The organism is Dietzia sp. oral taxon 368 (assembly GCF_002999155.1).
Classification (GTDB): Bacteria; Actinomycetota; Actinomycetes; order Mycobacteriales; family Mycobacteriaceae; genus Dietzia; species Dietzia cinnamea.
In genome coordinates, this window is record NZ_CP027238.1 from 3150418 (window position 1) to 3170011 (window position 19594).

The following is a 19594-nucleotide window of genomic DNA, read 5'->3' on the forward strand; positions in this document are numbered from 1 at the left end:
GGTCTCAGACCTCGGCGACGGCGGAGGTGATCACGGTGGGCACGATCATGGGCTTGCGGCGCCACTTCTCCGACACCCAGCGACCCACGGTGCGACGGACGGCCTGGGCGATTCGGTACGGATCCGTCTCCCCCTCCCCGGCGAGATCCCACAACGCGTTCTCCACCAGTTCGACCACCGGGGCCAGCGCGCCCGGCTCGTCGGTGAAACCCTTGCCGATGATCTGCGGTTTGCTCACTGGCCGACCCGTGCGCGGGTCCACCACGACGGTGGCGACGATGAAGCCCTCCTCGCTCAGGGCCGTGCGATCCGCCAGCACGGTGTCACCGATGTCGCCCGTGGACAGGCCGTCGACATACAGGTTGCCGACCGGCACCTGGCCCACCACGGAGGCCTTGCCGTCGACGAGGTCCACCACAACGCCGTTCTGAGCGAGGACGACATTCTCCTCGGCCACCCCGGTGGCGATCGCCAGCGCCTTGTTGGCCCGCAGGTGACGCCACTCGCCGTGCACGGGCATGGCGTTCTTCGGGCGCACGGCGTTGTAGATGAACAGTAGTTCGCCGGAGTACCCGTGGCCGGACACGTGGATGTCCGCCTCACGACTGGTGACCACGTTCACGCCCATCTGCGACAGGCCGTTCTGGACGCCGAAGACGGACTCCTCGTTGCCCGGGACGATCGACGAGGAGAACAGCACCGTGTCGCCCTCGGAGAGGTTGATCTGCCGGTGCTCGCGGCGGGCCATCCGGGAGAGACCGGCCATGGCCTCGCCCTGTGTACCGGTGGTCATCACGAGGACCTTCTCGGAGGGCAGTTTGGCGGCGGTGTCCATATCCACCAGAACCCTGTCCGGATCCGTGAGGAGCCCCATCTCGAGCGCGATCTCCATGTTGCGGAGCATCGACCGTCCGGTCAGGGCGACCTTGCGCCCGGTGGCGGCGGCCGCGTCGACGACGGACTGGACGCGGTAGACGTTGGAGGCGAAGCAGGCCACCACCACGAGCTGACGCGCGTCGGCGATGAGCCGCTGCAGGGCGGGCCGGACGCCGGACTCCGACGGGCTGATGCCCGGCGTGGTGGCGTTCGTGGAGTCCAGGAGCAACAGGTCGACACCCTCGTCGCCGAACCTCGACATCTTGGGCAGGTCGGTTGGGCGTTTGTCGGTGGGGAGCTGGTCGAGCTTGATGTCGCCGGACATCATCACCGTGTTGTCGCCGGCCTTGATGACCACGCCCAGGCACTCGGGGATCGAGTGATTGACGTCGAAGTAGCGGACCTGGAACTTGCCGAAGTCACTGACGCTGGACTCGTCGACCGTGCGGAACACCGGCTTGATGCGGTGCTCCTGGCACTTGGCCGCCACCAGCGCGAGGGTGAACCTGGACCCCACCACGGGGATGTCGGGGCGCAGCTTGAGCAGGAACGGAATCGCCCCGATGTGGTCCTCGTGGGCGTGGGTGAGCACGAGCGCCTCGACCTGGTCCAGGCGGTCCTCGATGTGTCCGAAGTCGGGCAGGATGAGATCCACGCCCGGCTCCGTGGAGCTGGGGAACAGCACGCCGCAGTCCACGATCAGCAGCTTCGAGTCGTACTCGAAGACCGTCATGTTGCGGCCGATCTCGGAGATGCCGCCGAGCGCGACGATCCGCAGGGCGCCCTTCCGGGGCTTGGGCGGGCGGGGCATGCGCACGGTCATGTCGCCGCCCTGCATGGTCTTGACCCCGCCGAACTCGGCCGTCGACGTGTCGCCGCGTCCGCGGCCCCGGTTGCGGCCGCCGCGGCCACGTCCGCCGTTCTGGCCGCCGGATTCCTGCCCGCCGCCGTTCTTCTGCCCGCCGCCGTTCTGGCCGCCGGCCTTCTGATCGTTGCCGTCCTGGCCGGTCGAGCCGGTACCGCGCCCGCGACCTCGCGAGCCGCCCTTGGACGAGTCCTGCTGGGTCCTGCCCTGCTCTCCCTTGTCCTGGTCCGTCTTGTTCTGCCGACCGCCTCGCTGGCCCCGGCTCTGCTGACCCTTGTCGTCCTGATTCTGGTCCTGCGCGCCCTTGTTCTGCGGGGCTTTGTCCTGCGTCGTCGTGCCGCGACCGGCGCGGGGCGGCGCTGACTCGGCGGCCGGCGCGTCGGCGACCGGGGTCGGTTCGGTGAACTGAATGGCCGTGGCGGGTGCCGGCTCGCCCGAGGGACGGCCGGCGGCGCGGCGGGTACGGCCGCGTCCGCGGCCGGTGGAGGGACTCTCCGTCATCTGGTGACTCCTGCTCTGAGCAGCAACGCCTCGAGGGCCGCTCGCTGCTCGTCGGTGGGTGGTAACTGTGGGAGTCGCGGCACGCCGGCCGGGATCCCGAGAAGTTCGAGTGCTGCTTTGGACATCGACACGCCCCCGAGCGCCCGCTGGGCGTCGAAGAGCGGGAGGAGTCCGAGGTTGATCCGGCGGGCCGTCTCGATGTCGCCGGACAGGAACGCGCTGCGGAGTTCGACCAGTCGCGGCGCGGCCACGTGGCCGATCACGCTGACGAAGCCGCTCGCCCCGACGGCCAGCCACGGGAGGTTGAGCTGATCGTCCCCCGAGTAGTAGACGAGGTCGGAGTGCGACATGACGGTGACCGCGTCGTGGAAGTCACCTTTCGCGTCCTTGACTGCCACGATGTTCGGGTGCGCGGCCAGACCGATCAGGGTCTCGGCGTGGATCGGGACGACCGACCGCGGGGGGATGTCGTAAAGCATCACCGGGCGGTCGGTCGCGTCGGCGACGGTGCGGAAATGGGCGTCCAGGCCCGCCTGGGTGGGCTTGGAGTAGTACGGGGTCACGACGAGCAGCCCGTGCGCCCCGGAGGCCGCTGCCTGCCGGGCGGCGTGCACGGAGTGCGCGGTGTCGTAGGTCCCGACGCCCGCGACAACGGTCGCCCTGTCGCCGACCGCGTCGAGGACGGTCTCGAGGACCGCGATCTTCTCCGCGTCGGTGGTGGTGGGTGACTCCCCCGTGGTCCCCGACACGACGAGGCCGTCGCACCCGGAGTCCACGAGATGTCGCGCGACACGTGCGACGGCTTCGAGATCGACGTAGCCGTCGGCCCCGAACGGGGTCACCATCGCCGTGACGACCGTGCCGAACGGCGCCGGGCGCCCTGTCTCGGCGGGGGCCCGGCCACTACCGGCCGGTGTCGGCCCCGCGGTGGTCACGTGTGTCATGGTCTCCCAGGGTACCCGCAGCCTGGTCCGGATCCCGATTCCGACCCGGCGGGTGTGGTCATCCCTCGAGCACGTACGGGCTTACCGCTATCTCCGATCCGTCCTCGAGAGTGGCGATCTCGAAGTCCGAGAACACGGCCGGCGCGGCCTCGCGCAGCTGCCGCAGGACGTCGATAGCCAGGCCCCGGATCTCGGTGTCGGCGTGCTCGGTGGCGCGCATCCCGATGAAGTGCCGCCACGAGCGGTAGTTACCCGTCACGACGATGCGGGTCTCGGTCGCGTTCGGCAGCACCGACCGGGCCGCCTGCCGGGCCTGCTTGTGCCTCAACATCGGGTTGGGCACGTCCGCGAACCTCTCCTCGAGCCTCGCCAGCATCTCGGCGTAGGCGTCGCGGGAGGCGTCGGTGGCCCGGCGGAAGATCTCGACGAGCTCGGGGTCGTCGGCGATCGCCGGGGGCGGGACGACCTTCGAGTCGTGCTCCGGGACGAACCGTTGGGAGAGCTGGCTGTACGAGAAGTGCCGGTGCCGGATCAGCTCGTGGGTACAGGACCGCGAGATACCGGTGATGTAGAAGGTCACGCTGGCGTGCTCGAACACCGACAGGTGCCCCACCTCGAGGATGTGGCGGAGGTACCCCGCGTTGGACGCCGTGCGCGGGTTGGGCTTGTCCCAGCTCTGGTAGCACGCCCGACCGGCGAACTCCGCGAGGGCGGACCCGCCTTCCGCGTCCGTCTCCCACCCGACCTCGTCGGGTGGGAGGAATTCGGTGTGCGCGACCATGCGGACCTGCCGCCGGACGAGCTCGGACATGATGGGACTCCTTGTGGTGACGTGGTGCGCCCGGCGGTTCAGCCGAGCAGGTGTGCGGCTACCGTGGCCGCGACCTCGGCGACGGCGTCGAGGTCCTCGCGTGTGGGTTCGCCCGTGAGCTGCGTGGCCGGGCCCACGGCCCGCAGGCCCCAGCCGGTGGTGATGCGTTCGACCGAGGTGACGGCACCCGCCGTGTCGTTGTCGCCGTGAACACACAGTGCGTACGGGCGACCCGAGACCGCGCCCTCACAGGTGTAATAGGTCCGGTCGAAGAAGTGCTTGAGTGCTCCGGACATGTACCCGAAATTCGCCGGGGTGAGCAGGACGTAGCCGTCGGCTCGCAGGACGTGGTCGTCGGTGGTGGCCAGGGCGGGGACCGACTCCACCGAGATCCCTCCCAGTTCCGGGTGGGCGAGCCCGGTCTCCAGGGCCTCGAGGATGCGGCGCAGCCGCGGCGACGGCGCGTGGTGGACGAGCAACACGGTGCTCATCGCGGGTCCTTCCCCGGCGCCGACTCGGCATCGTGTAGCTCGATGGCCGTGCGCATGGTCTCGCGCGCCCGGACGCGGTCGCCGGCGTGGTCGTAAGCGCGCGCGAGGCGGTAGGCGGTCCGCCAGTCGTCCGGCGCCGCCTGGTACTCGGCGCTGACACGGTCGAACAGCTCGTCGGCGGCGAGCCGTTCGAGACGGCCTGAGGGTCGACGTTCCAGCCCGGTGAGGTCCAGCTCCACACCCTCGGAGGCGGCCGCGGCCGAGATCTTCTGCAGCTCCAGCCCGTTGCGCACGATGGCCCAGGTGGCCCACGCCCCGACGACGGCGAGCAGGAGGATCCCCACCCCGAGTCCGCGCACGGACAGGTGCTCCGAGGCGCGGATCATCGACCACCCGAGGTAGATCAGGTAGAGGAAGGCCACCACCAGGCCCACCGCGGTGAGGGCCATGACCAGGGGTTTGACGACTCTGTCCACTGCGGGAGACCTACAGGTCCATGAAGGCGTCGAGCCCGACGGTCAGTCCCGGTGCCGCGGCGATCGAGCGGACACCCAGCAGGACGCCGGGCGCGAAGGAGGACCGGTCGAGCGAGTCGTGCCGGATCGTCAGGGTCTCCCCCTGCGTTCCGAGGAGCACCTCCTGGTGCGCGACCAGGCCGGTCAGCCGGACGGAGTGGACGCGGACGCCGTCGACGTCGGCTCCCCTGGCACCGTCGAGCGCGGTGGAGGTCGCGTCCGGCGACGGACCGAGCCGCGCCTCGGCCCGCGCGGCGCCCATCATGGCGGCCGTGCGGTACGCGGTGCCGGACGGCGCGTCCGCCTTGTTCGGGTGGTGCAGCTCGATGATCTCGGCGGACGGGAAGTACTTCGCCGCCTGCACCGCGAACCTCATCATGAGGATCGCGCCGATCGCGAAGTTGGGCGCGACGAGCACCCCGGTGTCCGGGCTGTCGGAGAGCCAGCCGCGAAGCGTTTCGAGACGCTCGTCGGTGAACCCGGTCGTGCCAACCACGGCGTGGATGCCGTTGGCGACGCAGAACTCGAGGTTGCCCATGACCACATCGGGATGGGTGAAGTCGACCACGATCTCGGCCCCCGCGTCGACGAGCGCGCTGAGCGGGTCGCCCTGGTCGACTTCGGCGACGAGCTCCAGATCCTCGGCCGCGCGAACGGCCTCGCAGATCGCCGAACCCACCTTGCCGCGTGCGCCGAGCACCCCGACCTTCGTCACCGTCATCGTCTCCTCCGTGGTCATCGTCGTCCTCCCCCCAGACTATCCGCCGACGCGGGCGAGCAATTCCGCCGCGCCGCCGTCCGGCATGCCGGGACCGACGGCGGCCAGGCACCAGGGCGCGGACTCGGCGCTCCAGTAGTCGGCGACCTCACCGGCGGTGACCCGCCGGAGCCGGGCTACGGAGTCCTCGACCGTCACGACCCGGTCGCGGTCGAGGAGATGTCGCCCGATCCGTGTCATCCGGGACAGGGGGTCGTCCAGGCCGAGCCTGATGGAGCCCGTGAGGTGCCCGATCGCACGGTCCACCTCGTGGGACGAGGGCGCCGCCGTGCGCATCCCGTCGACGACCTCGCCGAGTTCCCCGAGCAGGGATCCGACGCGGTCGACGGGGCAGCCGGCGACCACTGTGAGCAGCCCGGTCGGATGGAACTGGTCCATGCCGGCGTAGACCGTGTAGGCGAGGCCGAGCTCCTCCCGGATCCGTTGGAACAGCCGTGAGCTCAGCCCGCCGCCCAGGACGGCGGTGCCGATCTGGGCGGCCGCGCGGTCACCGTGTCCCCGCGCGGGGGTACGACGGGCCAGGGCGAGCAGTGCCTGCTCGGAGTCCTCGTCCTCTCCGACCAACACCGGAGCGATCGCCCAGCCGGGGTCGGCGCCGTCGGCGCCGTCGGTGCCGAGCCGCCCGCGGGCCGGGACCAGGGACCGGGGGCGGTCGCCGGGCCGGACGGGTGCGTCCGCGCCGGGGAGACTCCGCGCCACCGCCACGGGCAGCGGTCCACAGGCGATGCGGGCGACGAGCGCGTCGTGGTCGATGCGGCCCGCGGCCGCCACCACAACGTCTCCGGAGCCGAGGATGCGCTGGTGGAACGCCTTCAGGGTGTCGGCGTCCAGCGCCTCGACCGACACCTCGGTGCCGATCACCGGGCGGGCGAGCGGGTCGCGCCCCAGCGCCGCGGTGGCCACGAGCTCGCACGCGAGGTCCTCCGGGTCGTCCGCCCGACCGGTCAACTCGTCGAGAACCACGTCGCGCTCCACCTCGACGTCCTCCGGGTCGCAGGACCCGTTGGCCACCACGTCCACCAGGACGTCGACGGCGGTGTCCAGACCCTCGGCGGGGACCTGGACGTGATAGCACGTGTGCTCGCGCCCGGTGTAGGCGTTGAGGTCGCCCCCGAGCAGGTCGATCCGCTCGGACAGTTCGCGCCCGGACGCGGTGGTCGTGCGTTTGAACAGGACGTGCTCGAGGAAGTGGGCCGCGCCGTGCTCGTCAGGGCCCTCGTCCGCGGACCCGGCGCCTATCCAGATTCCGACCGCGGCGGTGTGGCACCACGGGAGCTCCTCGGTCACCACCCTGACGCCGGGGATCGTCCGGTCCACGCGGATCTCTGGGTTCACGGCCCTCCATCGTCGGTCTGCTGCGTTCGGGTCGAACGAACGAGGCACGCACCCCGCGCGGGGTGCGTGCCTCGGATGTGCCCGGCACCTCGGGGCGCCGGACGCGGGATCAGTCGTCGCCGCCGGCGTCCGCGTCGGAGCCGTTGTCGGCGTCCTCGCCGACGGGCAGGAGGCTGATCTTGCCGCGGTTGTCGATGTCAGCGATCTCGACCTGCATCTTGTCGCCGACGTTCACCACGTCCTCGACCTTGCCGACGCGCTTGCCGCCGCCGAGCTTCGAGATGTGGACCAGGCCGTCACGGCCGGGCAGCAGCGACAGGAACGCGCCGAAGGGCGCGGTCTTGACCACGGTGCCGAGGAACCGCTCGCCAACCTTGGGCAGCTGCGGGTTGGCGATGGCGTTGATCTTGTCGATCGCGGCCTGCGCCGACTCGCCGTCGGTGGCGCCGATGTACACGGTGCCGTCGTCCTCGATCGAGACGGACGCGCCGGTCTCCTCGGTGATCGAGTTGATCATCTTGCCCTTGGGCCCGATGACCTCGCCGATCTTGTCGACGGGGACCTTGATCGCAACGATGCGCGGCGCGAACGGGCTCAGCTCGTCCGGCTCATCGATCGCCTCGGCCATCACGTCGAGGATGGTCAGACGGGCCTCACGGGCCTGCGTGAGCGCACCCGCCAGGACCTCGGACGGGATGCCGTCGAGCTTCGTGTCCAGCTGCAGCGCGGTGACGAACATCCCGGTGCCGGCGACCTTGAAGTCCATGTCGCCGAACGCGTCCTCGGCACCGAGGATGTCGGTGAGGGCCACGTAGCGGGTCTCGCCGTCGACCTCGTCGGAGACGAGGCCCATCGCGATGCCGGCGACGGGAGCCTTGAGCGGCACGCCGGCGTTGAGCAGCGACAGCGTCGACGCACACACCGAGCCCATGGAGGTGGAACCGTTGGAGCCGAGGGCCTCGGAGACCTGGCGGATGGCGTAGGGGAACTCCTCGACGCTGGGGAGCACCGGCATGAGGGCACGCTCGGCGAGCGCGCCGTGACCGATCTCGCGACGCTTGGGCGAGCCCACCCGGCCGGTCTCACCGGTGGAGTACGGCGGGAAGTTGTAGTGGTGCATGTAACGCTTGCTGGTCTCGGGCCCCAGCGAGTCGATCTGCTGGGCCATTTTGACCATGTCGAGCGTCGTGACACCCATGATCTGGGTCTCACCGCGCTCGAACAGGGCCGACCCGTGGGCGCGCGGGATGACCTCGACCTCGGCCGACAACGCGCGGATGTCACGCACGCCGCGTCCGTCGATCCGGAAGTGGTCGGTCAGGATCCGCTGGCGGACGATCTTCTTGGTCAGCGACTTGAACGCGGCACCGATCTCGCCGAGGCGGTCGGCGAAGCGGTCGGCGAGCTCGTCGAGCACGGACGCCTTGAGCTCGTCCGTCGCGACCTCGCGCTCCTGCTTGTCCGCGATGCGCATGATCTCGGCCAGCTTGGTCTCCGCGACCTCGGCGACGGCCGCGTACGCGTCGTCGGCATAGGGCGGGAACAGCGGGAACTCGCGCGGCGTCCCGGGCGCGGCGGTGGCCAGTGCCTGCTGGGCGGCGCACAGCTCCGCGATGAACGGCTTGGCGGCCTCGAGCCCCTGGGCGACGACCTCCTCGGTGGGCGCCTGGGCGCCACCGGCGATCTTGTCGATGACGTTGTCGGTGGCCTCGGCCTCGACCATCATGATCGCGACGTCCGCGTCGTCCCCCGAGCCGACGACGCGGCCGGCGACGACCATGTCGAACACGGCCCCCTCGAGCTGCCCGACGGTCGGGAACGCCACCCACTGGCCGGCCGGGTCGGCGGCAGTGGGGATGAGAGCGACGCGCACGCCGCCGACGGGACCCGAGAAGGGCAGCCCCGACAGCTGGGTGGACGCGGAGGCCGCGTTGATGGCCACCACGTCGTAGAGATCCTTGGGATCGAGGCTCATGACGGTCACGACGACCTGGACCTCGTTGCGGACGCCGTCCGCGAAGGTCGGGCGCAGCGGCCGGTCGATGAGGCGGCAGGTGAGGATCGCGTCCGTGCTGGGACGCCCCTCGCGGCGGAAGAAGGAGCCGGGGATGCGGCCCGCGGCGTACATCCGCTCCTCGACGTCCACCGTCAGCGGGAAGAAGTCGAAGTGGTCCTTGGGGTGCTTGCCCGCGGTGGTGGCGGACAGCAGCATCGTGTCGTCGTCGAGGTAGGCGACGACCGAACCGGCGGCCTGCTTGGCCAACCGGCCGGTCTCGAAGCGGACCTCGCGGCGACCGAAGTCACCGTTGTCGATGGTCGCGACGGACTCGAAGACGCCGTCCTCGACCTCGACGGCCGTGATCTGTGGCATGGGTTTCCTGTCGTATCGGGGATGATGGGGCCTCGCGGCGGGACTGCGCCCGCCGGGGCCGCCGGCCATGCGACAGGGCGGTCCCGGTACGACCTCGGTCTTCGATCGAAGCGGCCGGAACGGTGCGCGCGGCTCTCACGACCCCGCGTGCGTCGGGTTCCGGCGGCCACTACCGAGGACCGCCAATCGGACCTGTCGACCACCCCGGCACGTGTGCACCGGCTGGGTTCGAGGCTATCAGGGATGACCGCCCGGGTCACCGGGGCGCGCGGGCGCCGCCCCCGCGACGCGAGGGAGACCGGGCCGCCCGGACGCGGACGATCCCCGCCCTCACGTGGAGGGCGGGGATCGTCGGCGGGACCGGACGGGCCGGTGTCAGCGGCGCAGGCCGAGGCGCTCGATCAGCGCGCGGTAGCGTGCGATGTCGACCTTGGCGATGTACTTGAGCAGCCGACGACGACGGCCGACCAGCAGCAGCAGGCCACGACGCGAGTGGTGGTCGTGCTGGTGGGTCTTGAGGTGCTCGGTGAGCTGCTGGATGCGCCGGGTGAGCAGCGCGACCTGGGCCTCGGGGGACCCGGTGTCGGTCTCGTGGACCCCGTACTCGGCCAGAACGGCCTTCTTCTCTTCGGTGCTCAGCGCCATGATGGCTCCTGGTTGTTCCAGTCCGCGACAATATGAGGCCACCGCCGCCGCGGACCGCAGCAGGGCCGACCGACAACGCTACCAGCCGGGGGCGGTGACCCCAATTCGGGCGCGGTCAGGCCCCGAGCACGGTGCGGGTGCGCCGGACGTCGCGATCCATCGCCACGAGCAGCTCGTCCACGGACGAGAACTTCTCCATGTCGCGTACGTGGTCGACGAAGTCGACGGCCGCCGTCCGGCCGTACAGGTCGGCGGCCTCATCCAGCACGAACGCCTCGACACTGCGCGCGGTGTCGCCGAACGTCGGGTTGGTGCCGACGGAGATCGCGGACGCGTAGGGGCGCCCCGGGACGATCGACCCGTCCACCGGGCCGTCGTCGAGGACGGTGAACCAGCCCGCGTACACGCCGTCGGCGGGGACCGCGGTGTGCTCGGGCAGGTCGAGGTTGGCGGTCGGGTAGCCCAGGTCGCGGCCCCCTCGCCCTGCGCCGTGGACGACGACGCCCGAGACGCGGTGGGGGCGGCCGAGGATCTCCGCGGCGGCGGCGACGTCGGACTCCGACAGCAGGCGCCGGATCCGGCTCGAGGAGACGGTCTCGCCGCCGGCCTCCAGCAGGTCGACCACCTCGCACACGATCCCCCGCTCCGCGCACAGGGCACGCATCGTCTCGGGGGTGCCGGCGGCGCGGCGACCGAACGTGAAGTTGCGACCGACGGTGACGGCGCGGGCGTCGAGTCCGGAGACGAGGACGCGGTCCACGAACTCGTCGGGCTCCCACGAGGCCATCTCGCGGTCGAAAGGCAGCGCGAACACGGCGTCCACGCCGAATCCCCCCGCGATTTCGGCACGCCGGGGAAGGGGGGTGAGGACGGACGGGTGCGTGCCCGGCCGGACGACCTCGACGGGATGGGGGTCGAAGGTCACCAGCACCGGCCTGGCACCGAGTTCGCGACCCGCGCCGACCGCGCGGTCCACGAGGGTGCGGTGCCCCCGGTGGAGTCCGTCGAACACCCCGAGGGCGACGGAGGTCCCGCCGTCGGGGATCACGATCTCGTCGAACGTCCGCCACAGCTGCACGGCGACCACCTTACGCGCGGGGTTCACAGCCCCGCCGGGCGCATGACCACGACCGGAGCGGCTCGGCGTCCGGACTCCGAGACCAGCGCCGCGACACGACCGTCCGGCCCCACGGCGGCGACGACACCGGTGTCACCCCGGGCTTCCAGCCACCGTCCGTGGCGGAGCCCCTCGGCGGCGTCGGCGTCGACGTCGCGGCGGGGGAACGCGGCCAGGGCGGCCGCGTCGAGGTCGAGGGACAGGGTCGGCGCGGCCTCCAGCTCGTCGAGCGTGCGGGCGACGTCGAGGCCGAACGGTCCGACCCGGGTCCGGCGCAGGGCGGTGAGGTGGCCCCCGACGCCGAGCGCGGCGCCGAGGTCACGGGCGATCGCGCGGATGTAGGTCCCCGTGGAGCAGTCGACGACGACGACGAGGTCGATCACCGCCCCGGCGCGGACCCGCTCGAGCACGTCGAACCTGGAGACGGTGACCCGCCGCGACCGGAGCTCGACCTCCTCCCCCGACCGCACCCTGTCGTAGGCCCGCCTCCCGTCGATCTTGATCGCGCTGACCGCCGACGGCACCTGGTCGATCTCCCCCGTCAGATCGGCCACGGCCGCGTCGATCGCGGTATCGGTCACCGCGGAGGCGTCCACGGTCGCGGTGGTCTCCCCCTGGGCGTCGTCGGTGGTCGTGGTCTCGCCGAGGCGAATGGTCGCCTCGTAGGACTTCGTCTCCAGCGCGAGCATGCCGAGCATCTTGGTGGCGCGTTCGACGCCCACGACAAGCACACCCGTGGCCATGGGGTCGAGCGTGCCGGCGTGTCCGACCTTGCGGGTGCCGAAGAACCTGCGCAGCCGCGCCACCACGTCGTGGCTACTCATCCCCCCGGGCTTGTCCACGACCACCAGGCCGGGTTCGGGGGCGGGACGGGGGTCGGGTCTACGCGGCGTCACGGCCCCACGCTATCGACACCCGCGGGCCGTAGCACGATCGCCGAGGCCACGTGGCCGCCCCGGACGGCCCAGCGGCCGTGGAACTCGGTCGCGTCCGGGCCACCGTCCACCGTGTTCGCGTCGACGAGGATCCGCGAGACGAGCGTGCCCCGGACCACCTCGTCGTCGTCCCCGTCGGGAACCAGGGTGATGTGCGCGTCGGCGAACCCCAGCCACCGGTGGGTGATCGGGAACCACGCCTTGTACGTGGCCTCCTTCGCGGTGAACAGCAGCGCGTCCCACGCCACCGACGGCATCTTCGTGCGCGCGGCGCGCACCCAGGCCGCCTCCTCCGGCAGCGACACCGCCTCGAGCACCCCGTCGGCGAGCGGTTCGTGTCGCTCGACGTCCAAGCCCACCGAACGCACCCGTCCGGCCCGGGCCAGCGCGGCCGCGCGCAGACCGTCGGTGTGTGTCAGCGTGCCCACCAGCCCCGCGGGCCACACCGGCGCGCCCCGCGCGCCCCGCAGCACCGGACCGGGCTGCACGCCGAGCCGCGTCATGGCCGCACGCGCGCAGGCCCGCGCCCCGGCGAAGTCGACCCGCCGCCGCTCCACCGCCGCACCGATCTGCTCGACCTCCACCGGATACAACGACGCCAGGAGCGCGGCATCGTCCATGCCGAGTTCCGTGTCGGTCACCACGGCCACGTCGTCGGGGAACAGGTCGCCCGGGAACAGGCCGGGGATCACCGCTCCTCCTCCAGCTCCGGAGCGCTCTCCCCGGGCCGGGCGAGTCGCGGCATGCCGTCTTCCCCGCGCACCCACCGCACCTGCGGCGCGTCCGGGGCGGGCAGGATCTGGCGCGTCAGCGGTTCCGGACGCCCCCGGGCCCCCCACTCGCGCGGGTAGCCCAGTGAGACCTCCTCGAAGCGCACGCCGTCGTGCACGGTCGTGCGCGGGATGTGCAGGTGCCCGTAGACGCACGCGGTCGCCCGGTAGCGGCGGTGCCAGTCGGCCGTCTGCTCCGTCCCGCACCACAGCGCGAAGTCGGGGTGACGCAGGACCCGGGTCGGTTCCCGCAGCAGCGGCCAGTGGTTGATCAGCACGGTCGGGTGGGCCGGGTCCAGGCGCCCCAGCCGGGTCGTGGTGGCCACGAGACGCTCCCGGCACCACGCCACGGCGTCGCCGAACGGGCCCGGGTCGATGAGGAACTCGTCGGACGCCACCACCCGGCGCTCGCGCGCCCCGGCGAGGGCCTCCGCGCGGGCCTGCCCCGCCACGGGGGTCCAGCTGTAGTCGTAGAACAGGAACATCGGCACCACCCACGCCGGCCCGCCGGGGCCGGTCCACAGCGGGTACGGGTCCTCGGGGGTGTCCACCCCGATAGCCCGGCACGCCTCCACCAACCGGACGTACTTCGTGGTGGAAGTCAGGCCCTCGTCATCGCGCCCGATCCACAACTCGTGGTTGCCGGGCACCCAGATCACGCGCTCGAACCGGGCCGCCAATCGCTCCAGGGCGCCCACCACGTGGTCGGCCTTCTCCGCGACGTCTCCCGCCACGATCAACCAATCGCCCGGGTGACCCGGGTGGAGGTCGTCCACCACGTCGGCGTTCCCGCGGTGACCCACGTGCAGATCGGACACCGCCCGCAGCGACGGGCCCGCCGCACCGCCCGCGACCGCGGTCATCCGGCGGCCTCCGGGGTGCGCGCGCCCAGGACGACCCACCGGTCACCGCGCACCCGCATCCCCACGGCGACGAGGCGCATCCCGACGAAGACCCCCATCCCCCACCAGATCCCCGACAGGCCCCAGCCGAAGTGCCGGGTCGCCAGGAGCACGGGCAGGAACCCGAACAACGCGGCGATGACCGTGCTCGTGCGGAGGTACGCCGCGTCCCCGGCGCCGAGCAGGACCCCGTCGAGGCCGAACACGACCGCCGCCGGCAGGACGACCACCGCCATGCCGATGAGCGCCACGACCAGCCGGTCAGCCACCCCGGCGTCGCCGGCCAGCAGGGTGGCCATCGGCTCGCGGAAGAGCACTGTCAGCAGCGCGAGCGCTACCCCCAGGCCGAGTGACCACACGATGACCGCCCGGGCCAACGCCCGACCGTGCGCGGCCAGACCGGCACCCAGGGCGGCACCCACCAGCGATTGCGCCGCGATCGCCACCGAGTCCAGGACGAGCGAGTACAGCGACCACAACTGCTGCGCGAGATGGTGGGCGGCGAGCGAGTTGACGCCCGCCGCGGCGGCGGCCGTGGTGGCGACGGCGAAGGTGATCTGGAACGACGCGGTACGGATGATGAGATCGACGCCCATCCGCAGCTGGCTCACGATCACGGCCCGGCGCGGACGCAACGACCCCTTGTGCTCGAGGACCAACGCGGTGAGGAAACCACCCGCCATGAGCAGCTGACCGGCCAGGTTGGACCAGGCGCTGCCGACCAGACCCATCTCCGGTGCGGGCCCCAGTCCGGGGACCAGCACCACACATCCGACGGTCGACACGCCGATCCCCACGGCCACCAGCACGAGCGGGGTGCGCAGGCGCTGGACACCGCGCATCCATCCGTGGCCGGCCGAGGCGACGAGGATGCAGGGGATACCCCACACCGCCACCCGGAGCCACGCGGCCGCGCCCGCGGCCACCTCGGCGTCCGCGGCGAGAGCGCGGGTGAGCGGGCCCATCAGCGCCGTCACCGCCGCGACCACGAGCGCCCCGACGGCGAGGGCGATCCACGTCGCCTGCACGCCCTCGGCGACCGCATCGGTGCGACGACCGGCGCCGTGCAGCCGCGCGGACCGGGCGGTGGTCCCGTAGGACAGAAAGTTCATCTGCGTGCCCAGCACGAGCAGCACGAGTGCTCCCACGCCGAGGGCCGCGAGCGCGTCCGCGCCCTGTCGGCCCACGATGATGCCGTCGATCAACAGGTAGACGGGCTCGGCCGACAGCACCGGCAGCACGGGCAGCGCGATGGACCACAGGCGCCGGCCGATCGCCCCGACGCCGACCTTCGGCTCCGGCTCCGGCCGCGACGCCGACCGCGGAGCGGTGGGCGCTTGGTCAGCCGAGGAGTCCACTGAGCCTCGCACTCACGGCATCGAGGTCACCGCGCACGGTGCAGCCGGCCGCAGACGGGTGTCCGCCGCCGCCCAGCGCCGCGGCCACGGCGGAGACGTCGATCGCCTCCCGGTCCGCGTCACCCCGGGAGCGCAGCGACACGGCCCACTCCCCCGGCAGGTACTCCTTGAGCAGCACCGCCACCTGTGCCTCGCGGACGCCCCGCAGATGGGACACGAGCGATTCGACGTCGTCCTCATCCGCCGCCGCGATCACCTCGTACGGGACCGCGAGCCAGACCGCTCCCCGGCCTCCCACGGCGTCGGCCTCCAGACGGACGGTGGCGAGCAGTTCTCCCAGGACCCGTAGCCAGGCGAAGGATCGGGCGTCGAGCAGGTCGTACGCGAGGTCCTCTGACTCCGCCCCGGCCTCGAGCAGTCGGCGGGCGGTCTCGTGCGCGTCCGAACCGCCCCACCGGAACGACCCGGTGTCGGTGACGAGACCGGCGTAGAGGCTGGTGGCGATGTCGGCGTCGACAACGTGACCGCCCGCGACGAGCACCTCCAGCACGAGCGACGCGGTCGAGGCGGCGGTGGGATCGAGATACATGTGAGATCCGAAGCCCGGGTTCGAACCGTGGTGGTCGACGACCAGCACCTCGGACGCGGCCTCGGCCAGACGTTCCCAGGCCCCGACCCGGTCGGGGCTCGCACAGTCCAGGGTCACCACGAGGCCGCCGTGGGCCGGCACCCGGGACAGTGGGACCACCCCGTCGGTGCCCGGGATGGCGCGCAACGCGTCCGGGACCACACCGGGGTCAAACGAATGGTGGACGGTCACGCCTACCGCGCGCAGGGCCCGCGCCAGTCCACACGAACTGCCGAGGGCGTCGGCGTCCGGGCGGACGTGACACAGCACGGTCACCTCACGGTGCCGCGCCAACACGTCCGCCGCTCCCGCGGCGTCCACCGCCGTGGTCACCGGTCGTCGTCCTCCGGTCGGCCCTCCTCCGGCTTCCGATAGGGGTCCTCGTCACCGGCCGGGCGCGCGTTCTCGGCCGCACGGCGGACCTGCTCGTCGCTGGCCCGCGCCCTGGCGAGAAGTTCCTCCATGTGCCGCGCGGCGTCGGGCACCGAGTCGAGCGCGAACGTGAGCTCCGGGGTGAATTTGACCCCGGTCTGCCTGCCGACCATGGTGCGCAGACGCCCCCGGGCTGCGGTCAACGCCGCCTCCGCGGCCTCGAGGTCCGGGTCCTCGTCGAGGGTCTCGCCCCGCACCGTGTAGTACAGGGTGGCGACCCTCAGGTCCGCGGTGATGCGCGAGTCGGTGATGGTGACGTACTCGAGCCGCGGATCCTTGATCTCGTGCTCGATAGCTGTCGCGACGATCTCGCCGATCCGCTTACCGAGCCGTCCCGCGCGTCCCTTTCCGGGCATGGCGATCCTCCTTGACATGGTGCGACCGCTGAGCGGTCACGAGTTGACGAGCGCACCGCGGGGGCAGGTCCGTACGATACGGAACCCGCCCCCACGGTGTGCTCTGCGACGTCAGTCGCGCGGCTTCTCGACGAGCTCGTACGTCTCGATCACGTCGCCGATCTTGATGTCGGAGTACGTCACCGTCAGACCGCACTCGAAGCCCTCGCGGACCTCGGTCACGTCGTCCTTCTCGCGCCGCAGCGAGGAGACGGTCATCTCCTCCACGACCACGTTGCCGTCGCGGATGAGCCGCGCCTTGGCGTTACGCCGCATGATGCCGTCGAGCACCATACAGCCGGCGATGTTGCCCACCTTGGAGGAGCGGAAGATCTGGCGGATCTCCGCCTGGCCGAGCTGCTTCTCCTCGTAGATCGGCTTGAGCATGCCCTTGAGCGCGCTCTCGATCTCGTCGATCGCCTGGTAGATGATCGAGTAGTACCGGATGTCCACGCCCTCGCGGTTGGCCATCTCGGTGGCCTTACCCTCCGCCCGGACGTTGAACCCGATGATCACCGCGTCGGACGCCGCCGCCAGGTTGACGTTCGTCTCGGTGACGGCACCGACACCGCGGTCGATGACGCGCAGCTGCACCTCGTCGTCGATCTCGATACCCATGAGGGCCTCTTCGAGGGCCTCGACCGTACCGGAGTTGTCGCCCTTGATGATGAGGTTGAGCTGACTCGTCTCCTTGAGGTGCGAATCCAGATCCTCGAGGCTGATCCGGCGACGGCTTCGCGCGGCCATCGCGTTGCGCTTACGCGCGTTGCGGCGGTCGGCGATCTGCCTGGCCGTGCGGTCCTCGTCGACCACCATCAGGGTGTCGCCGGCGCCGCACACACTGGTCAGACCGATGACCTGGACCGGACGCGACGGGGTCGCCTCCTCGACGTCCTGGCCGTGCTCGTCGACCATCCGCCGCACACGACCGTATGCGTCGCCCGCGACGATCGAGTCGCCGACCCGCAGCGTGCCGCGCTGGATGAGCACGGTGGCCACAGGGCCACGACCGCGGTCGAGGTGCGCCTCGATCGCGACGCCCTGCGCGTCCATGTCCGGGTTGGCCCGCAGATCCAGAGCGGCGTCCGCGGTGAGGACGACGGCCTCGAGCAGCGAATCGATGTTCAGGTTCTGCTTGGCGGAGATGTCGACGAACATGGTGTCGCCGCCGTACTCCTCCGGCACGAGGCCGTACTCGGTCAACTGACCACGGATCTTGTCGGGCTGCGCGCCCTCCTTGTCGATCTTGTTGACCGCCACGACGATCGGCACATCGGCCGCCTGTGCGTGGTTGATCGCCTCGACCGTCTGCGGCATGACGCCGTCGTCCGCTGCCACCACGATGATCGCGATGTCGGTCGACTTGGCCCCGCGGGCACGCATGGCGGTGAACGCCTCGTGACCCGGGGTGTCGATGAAGGTGATCGTGCGCTCGACCCCGTCGACCGGCACGGTGACCTGGTAGGCACCGATGTGCTGGGTGATGCCGCCGGCCTCACCCTCGCCGACCTTGGCGGACCGGATGCTGTCCAGCAGTCGGGTCTTGCCGTGGTCGACGTGACCCATGACGGTGACGACCGCGGGACGACGCTCGAGGTCCTCTTCGCCGCCCTCGTCCTCACCGAAGGACAGGTCGAAGGACTCGAGCAGCTCGCGGTCCTCGTCCTCGGGGCTGACGATCTGGACCTTGTAGCCCATCTCCTCACCGAGGAGCTGGAGGGTCTCCGGGGTGACCGACTGCGTGGCGGTGACCATCTCGCCCAGATTGAACAGCGCCTGGACCAGCTGTGCCGGATTGACGTCGATCTTGTCCGCGAAGTCGCTCAGCGAGGCGCCCTGAGCCAGCCGCAGGACCTGCCCACGACCGTCCGGGAGCCGGACGCCGCCGACCTCCGGTGCCCGCATCGAATCGTATTCCTGACGCTTCTGCCGCTTCGACTTGCGACCCCTACGGGGGGCGCCGCCGGGACGACCGAACGCACCCGCGGCACCGCCGCGACCGCGACCGCCACCACCGGGTCGACCGCGGAAGCCACCGCCGCCCGCTGCCGGGGCGCCGCCGCCACCGCCGGGGCGGAAGCCGCCTCCGCCGGGACGCCCACCGGGGCCACCCGGCCGACCGCGACCGGCCGCGGGCCGTGCGACCTGCCCCGGCATCTGACCGGGGTTGGGACGAGGCGGCATGTTGCCGGGGCTGGGACGGGGGCCGCCCTGCCCCGGAGCGCCCTGGCGCTGTGGGGGACGGGGACCACCCTGGCCCGACGCCGGACGTGCGCCACCCGGACGCGGACCGGCCTGCCCGGGGCCCGGACGGGGACCGCCCTGCGGACGCGGGGCGGGCGTGGTGCCGCTGGAGTACGGGTTGTTACCCACGCGCGGCGTCTTGGGCCCGGGTTTCGGACCGGCCGGACGGGGGCCGGGGGCCGGACGGGACGCGGCTGCCGCCGCGCCCGGGGTCGCACCCTGGGCGGGACGCTGTGCGCCGGGCTTCGGACCCGGTGCGGCGGGCTTGGCACCCGGCGTCGGTCCGGCGGCGGGCCTGGCACCCGGCGTCGGTCCCGCTGCGGGCTTGGGGGCCGGTGCCGCGGGGGTGGCACCGGGGGTGGGCGCGGCCGACGGCTTGGGCGCCGCGGAACGCGGGGTCGCAGCCGGACGCGGGCCCGGAGCGGGCCTGGACGGGGCGCCCGGCTTGGGCGCGGGCCCCCCACCGGACTTGGACGCCGGCGCGGCGTCGTCGCCACCTCCGGCCGGTGCGTGCGCCTCGCGCAGGCGCCGGACGACCGGGGCCTCCAGCGTCGACGACGCGGACTTGACGAACTCTCCCTGATCGCGGAGCTTCGTCAGAAGTTCTTTACTGGTGATACCGAACTCTTTGGCCAGTTCGTGTACCCGGGGCTTGCCTGCCACTGCTCTCCTCACTGCGAG

17 protein-coding genes are annotated in these 19594 nt (G+C 71.7%); all 17 read right to left on the bottom strand.

Annotated features, from left to right (window positions below; all coding sequences use genetic code 11):
* Positions 1 to 4: 4 nt before the first annotated feature.
* The gene (locus tag C3V38_RS14720) at positions 5 to 2242 is read right to left on the bottom strand and encodes a ribonuclease J (protein WP_106386161.1); all 2238 of its coding nucleotides are present in this window, start codon (positions 2240 to 2242) and stop codon (positions 5 to 7) included.
* On the bottom strand, positions 2239 to 3186 hold the full coding sequence (gene dapA / locus C3V38_RS14725; RefSeq protein WP_106386162.1) for a 4-hydroxy-tetrahydrodipicolinate synthase: 948 nt from the start codon (positions 3184 to 3186) through the stop codon (positions 2239 to 2241). The genes C3V38_RS14720 and dapA overlap by 4 nt, the downstream gene beginning before the upstream one ends.
* A gap of 58 nt (positions 3187 to 3244) precedes the next feature.
* On the bottom strand, positions 3245 to 3997 hold the full coding sequence (gene thyX, locus C3V38_RS14730; RefSeq protein WP_106386163.1) for an FAD-dependent thymidylate synthase: 753 nt from the start codon (positions 3995 to 3997) through the stop codon (positions 3245 to 3247).
* A gap of 38 nt (positions 3998 to 4035) precedes the next feature.
* Positions 4036 to 4488: a flavodoxin family protein gene (locus C3V38_RS14735; protein ID WP_106386164.1), complete on the bottom strand. Its 453-nt coding sequence runs from the start codon at positions 4486 to 4488 to the stop codon at positions 4036 to 4038.
* Entirely contained in the window at positions 4485 to 4964 is a 480-nt protein-coding gene (locus C3V38_RS14740; RefSeq protein WP_106386165.1) for a hypothetical protein, read from the bottom strand. Before C3V38_RS14740 ends, C3V38_RS14735 begins: the two co-directional genes overlap by 4 nt.
* 10 nt (positions 4965 to 4974) lie before the next feature.
* Positions 4975 to 5724 carry a 4-hydroxy-tetrahydrodipicolinate reductase gene (gene dapB, locus C3V38_RS14745; protein ID WP_106386516.1) on the bottom strand — a complete coding sequence of 250 codons (750 nt, stop codon included), beginning with the start codon at positions 5722 to 5724 and terminating at the stop codon, positions 4975 to 4977.
* Between the two features lie 36 nt (positions 5725 to 5760).
* On the bottom strand, positions 5761 to 7116 hold the full coding sequence (locus C3V38_RS14750) for a pitrilysin family protein (protein WP_106386166.1): 1356 nt from the start codon (positions 7114 to 7116) through the stop codon (positions 5761 to 5763).
* Between the two features lie 109 nt (positions 7117 to 7225).
* On the bottom strand, positions 7226 to 9487 hold the full coding sequence (locus C3V38_RS14755) for a polyribonucleotide nucleotidyltransferase (RefSeq protein ID WP_106386167.1): 2262 nt from the start codon (positions 9485 to 9487) through the stop codon (positions 7226 to 7228).
* 375 nt (positions 9488 to 9862) lie between these two features.
* The gene (gene rpsO, locus C3V38_RS14760; protein WP_106386168.1) at positions 9863 to 10132 is read right to left on the bottom strand and encodes a 30S ribosomal protein S15; all 270 of its coding nucleotides are present in this window, start codon (positions 10130 to 10132) and stop codon (positions 9863 to 9865) included.
* Between the two features lie 115 nt (positions 10133 to 10247).
* The gene (locus tag C3V38_RS14765) at positions 10248 to 11210 is read right to left on the bottom strand and encodes a bifunctional riboflavin kinase/FAD synthetase (RefSeq protein WP_106386517.1); all 963 of its coding nucleotides are present in this window, start codon (positions 11208 to 11210) and stop codon (positions 10248 to 10250) included.
* 23 nt (positions 11211 to 11233) lie between these two features.
* Entirely contained in the window at positions 11234 to 12145 is a 912-nt protein-coding gene (truB, locus tag C3V38_RS14770) for a tRNA pseudouridine(55) synthase TruB (protein ID WP_106386169.1), read from the bottom strand.
* Positions 12142 to 12873, bottom strand: coding sequence for a 4'-phosphopantetheinyl transferase (locus C3V38_RS14775; RefSeq protein ID WP_106386518.1), 732 nt, complete (start codon positions 12871 to 12873; stop codon positions 12142 to 12144). Before C3V38_RS14775 ends, truB begins: the two co-directional genes overlap by 4 nt.
* On the bottom strand, positions 12873 to 13817 hold the full coding sequence (locus tag C3V38_RS14780; protein ID WP_106386170.1) for a metallophosphoesterase: 945 nt from the start codon (positions 13815 to 13817) through the stop codon (positions 12873 to 12875). The genes C3V38_RS14775 and C3V38_RS14780 overlap by 1 nt, the downstream gene beginning before the upstream one ends.
* Positions 13814 to 15214 carry an MATE family efflux transporter gene (locus C3V38_RS14785; protein ID WP_254426011.1) on the bottom strand — a complete coding sequence of 467 codons (1401 nt, stop codon included), beginning with the start codon at positions 15212 to 15214 and terminating at the stop codon, positions 13814 to 13816. Before C3V38_RS14785 ends, C3V38_RS14780 begins: the two co-directional genes overlap by 4 nt.
* Positions 15198 to 16175 (bottom strand): bifunctional oligoribonuclease/PAP phosphatase NrnA, encoded by a 978-nt coding sequence (locus C3V38_RS14790; RefSeq protein WP_106386172.1) that lies wholly within the window; start codon positions 16173 to 16175, stop codon positions 15198 to 15200. Before C3V38_RS14790 ends, C3V38_RS14785 begins: the two co-directional genes overlap by 17 nt.
* Positions 16172 to 16630 (bottom strand): 30S ribosome-binding factor RbfA, encoded by a 459-nt coding sequence (gene rbfA / locus C3V38_RS14795; protein ID WP_106386173.1) that lies wholly within the window; start codon positions 16628 to 16630, stop codon positions 16172 to 16174. The genes C3V38_RS14790 and rbfA overlap by 4 nt, the downstream gene beginning before the upstream one ends.
* Before the next feature lie 111 nt (positions 16631 to 16741).
* Positions 16742 to 19576, bottom strand: coding sequence for a translation initiation factor IF-2 (gene infB, locus C3V38_RS14800; RefSeq protein ID WP_106386174.1), 2835 nt, complete (start codon positions 19574 to 19576; stop codon positions 16742 to 16744).
* Positions 19577 to 19594 lie beyond the last annotated feature (18 nt).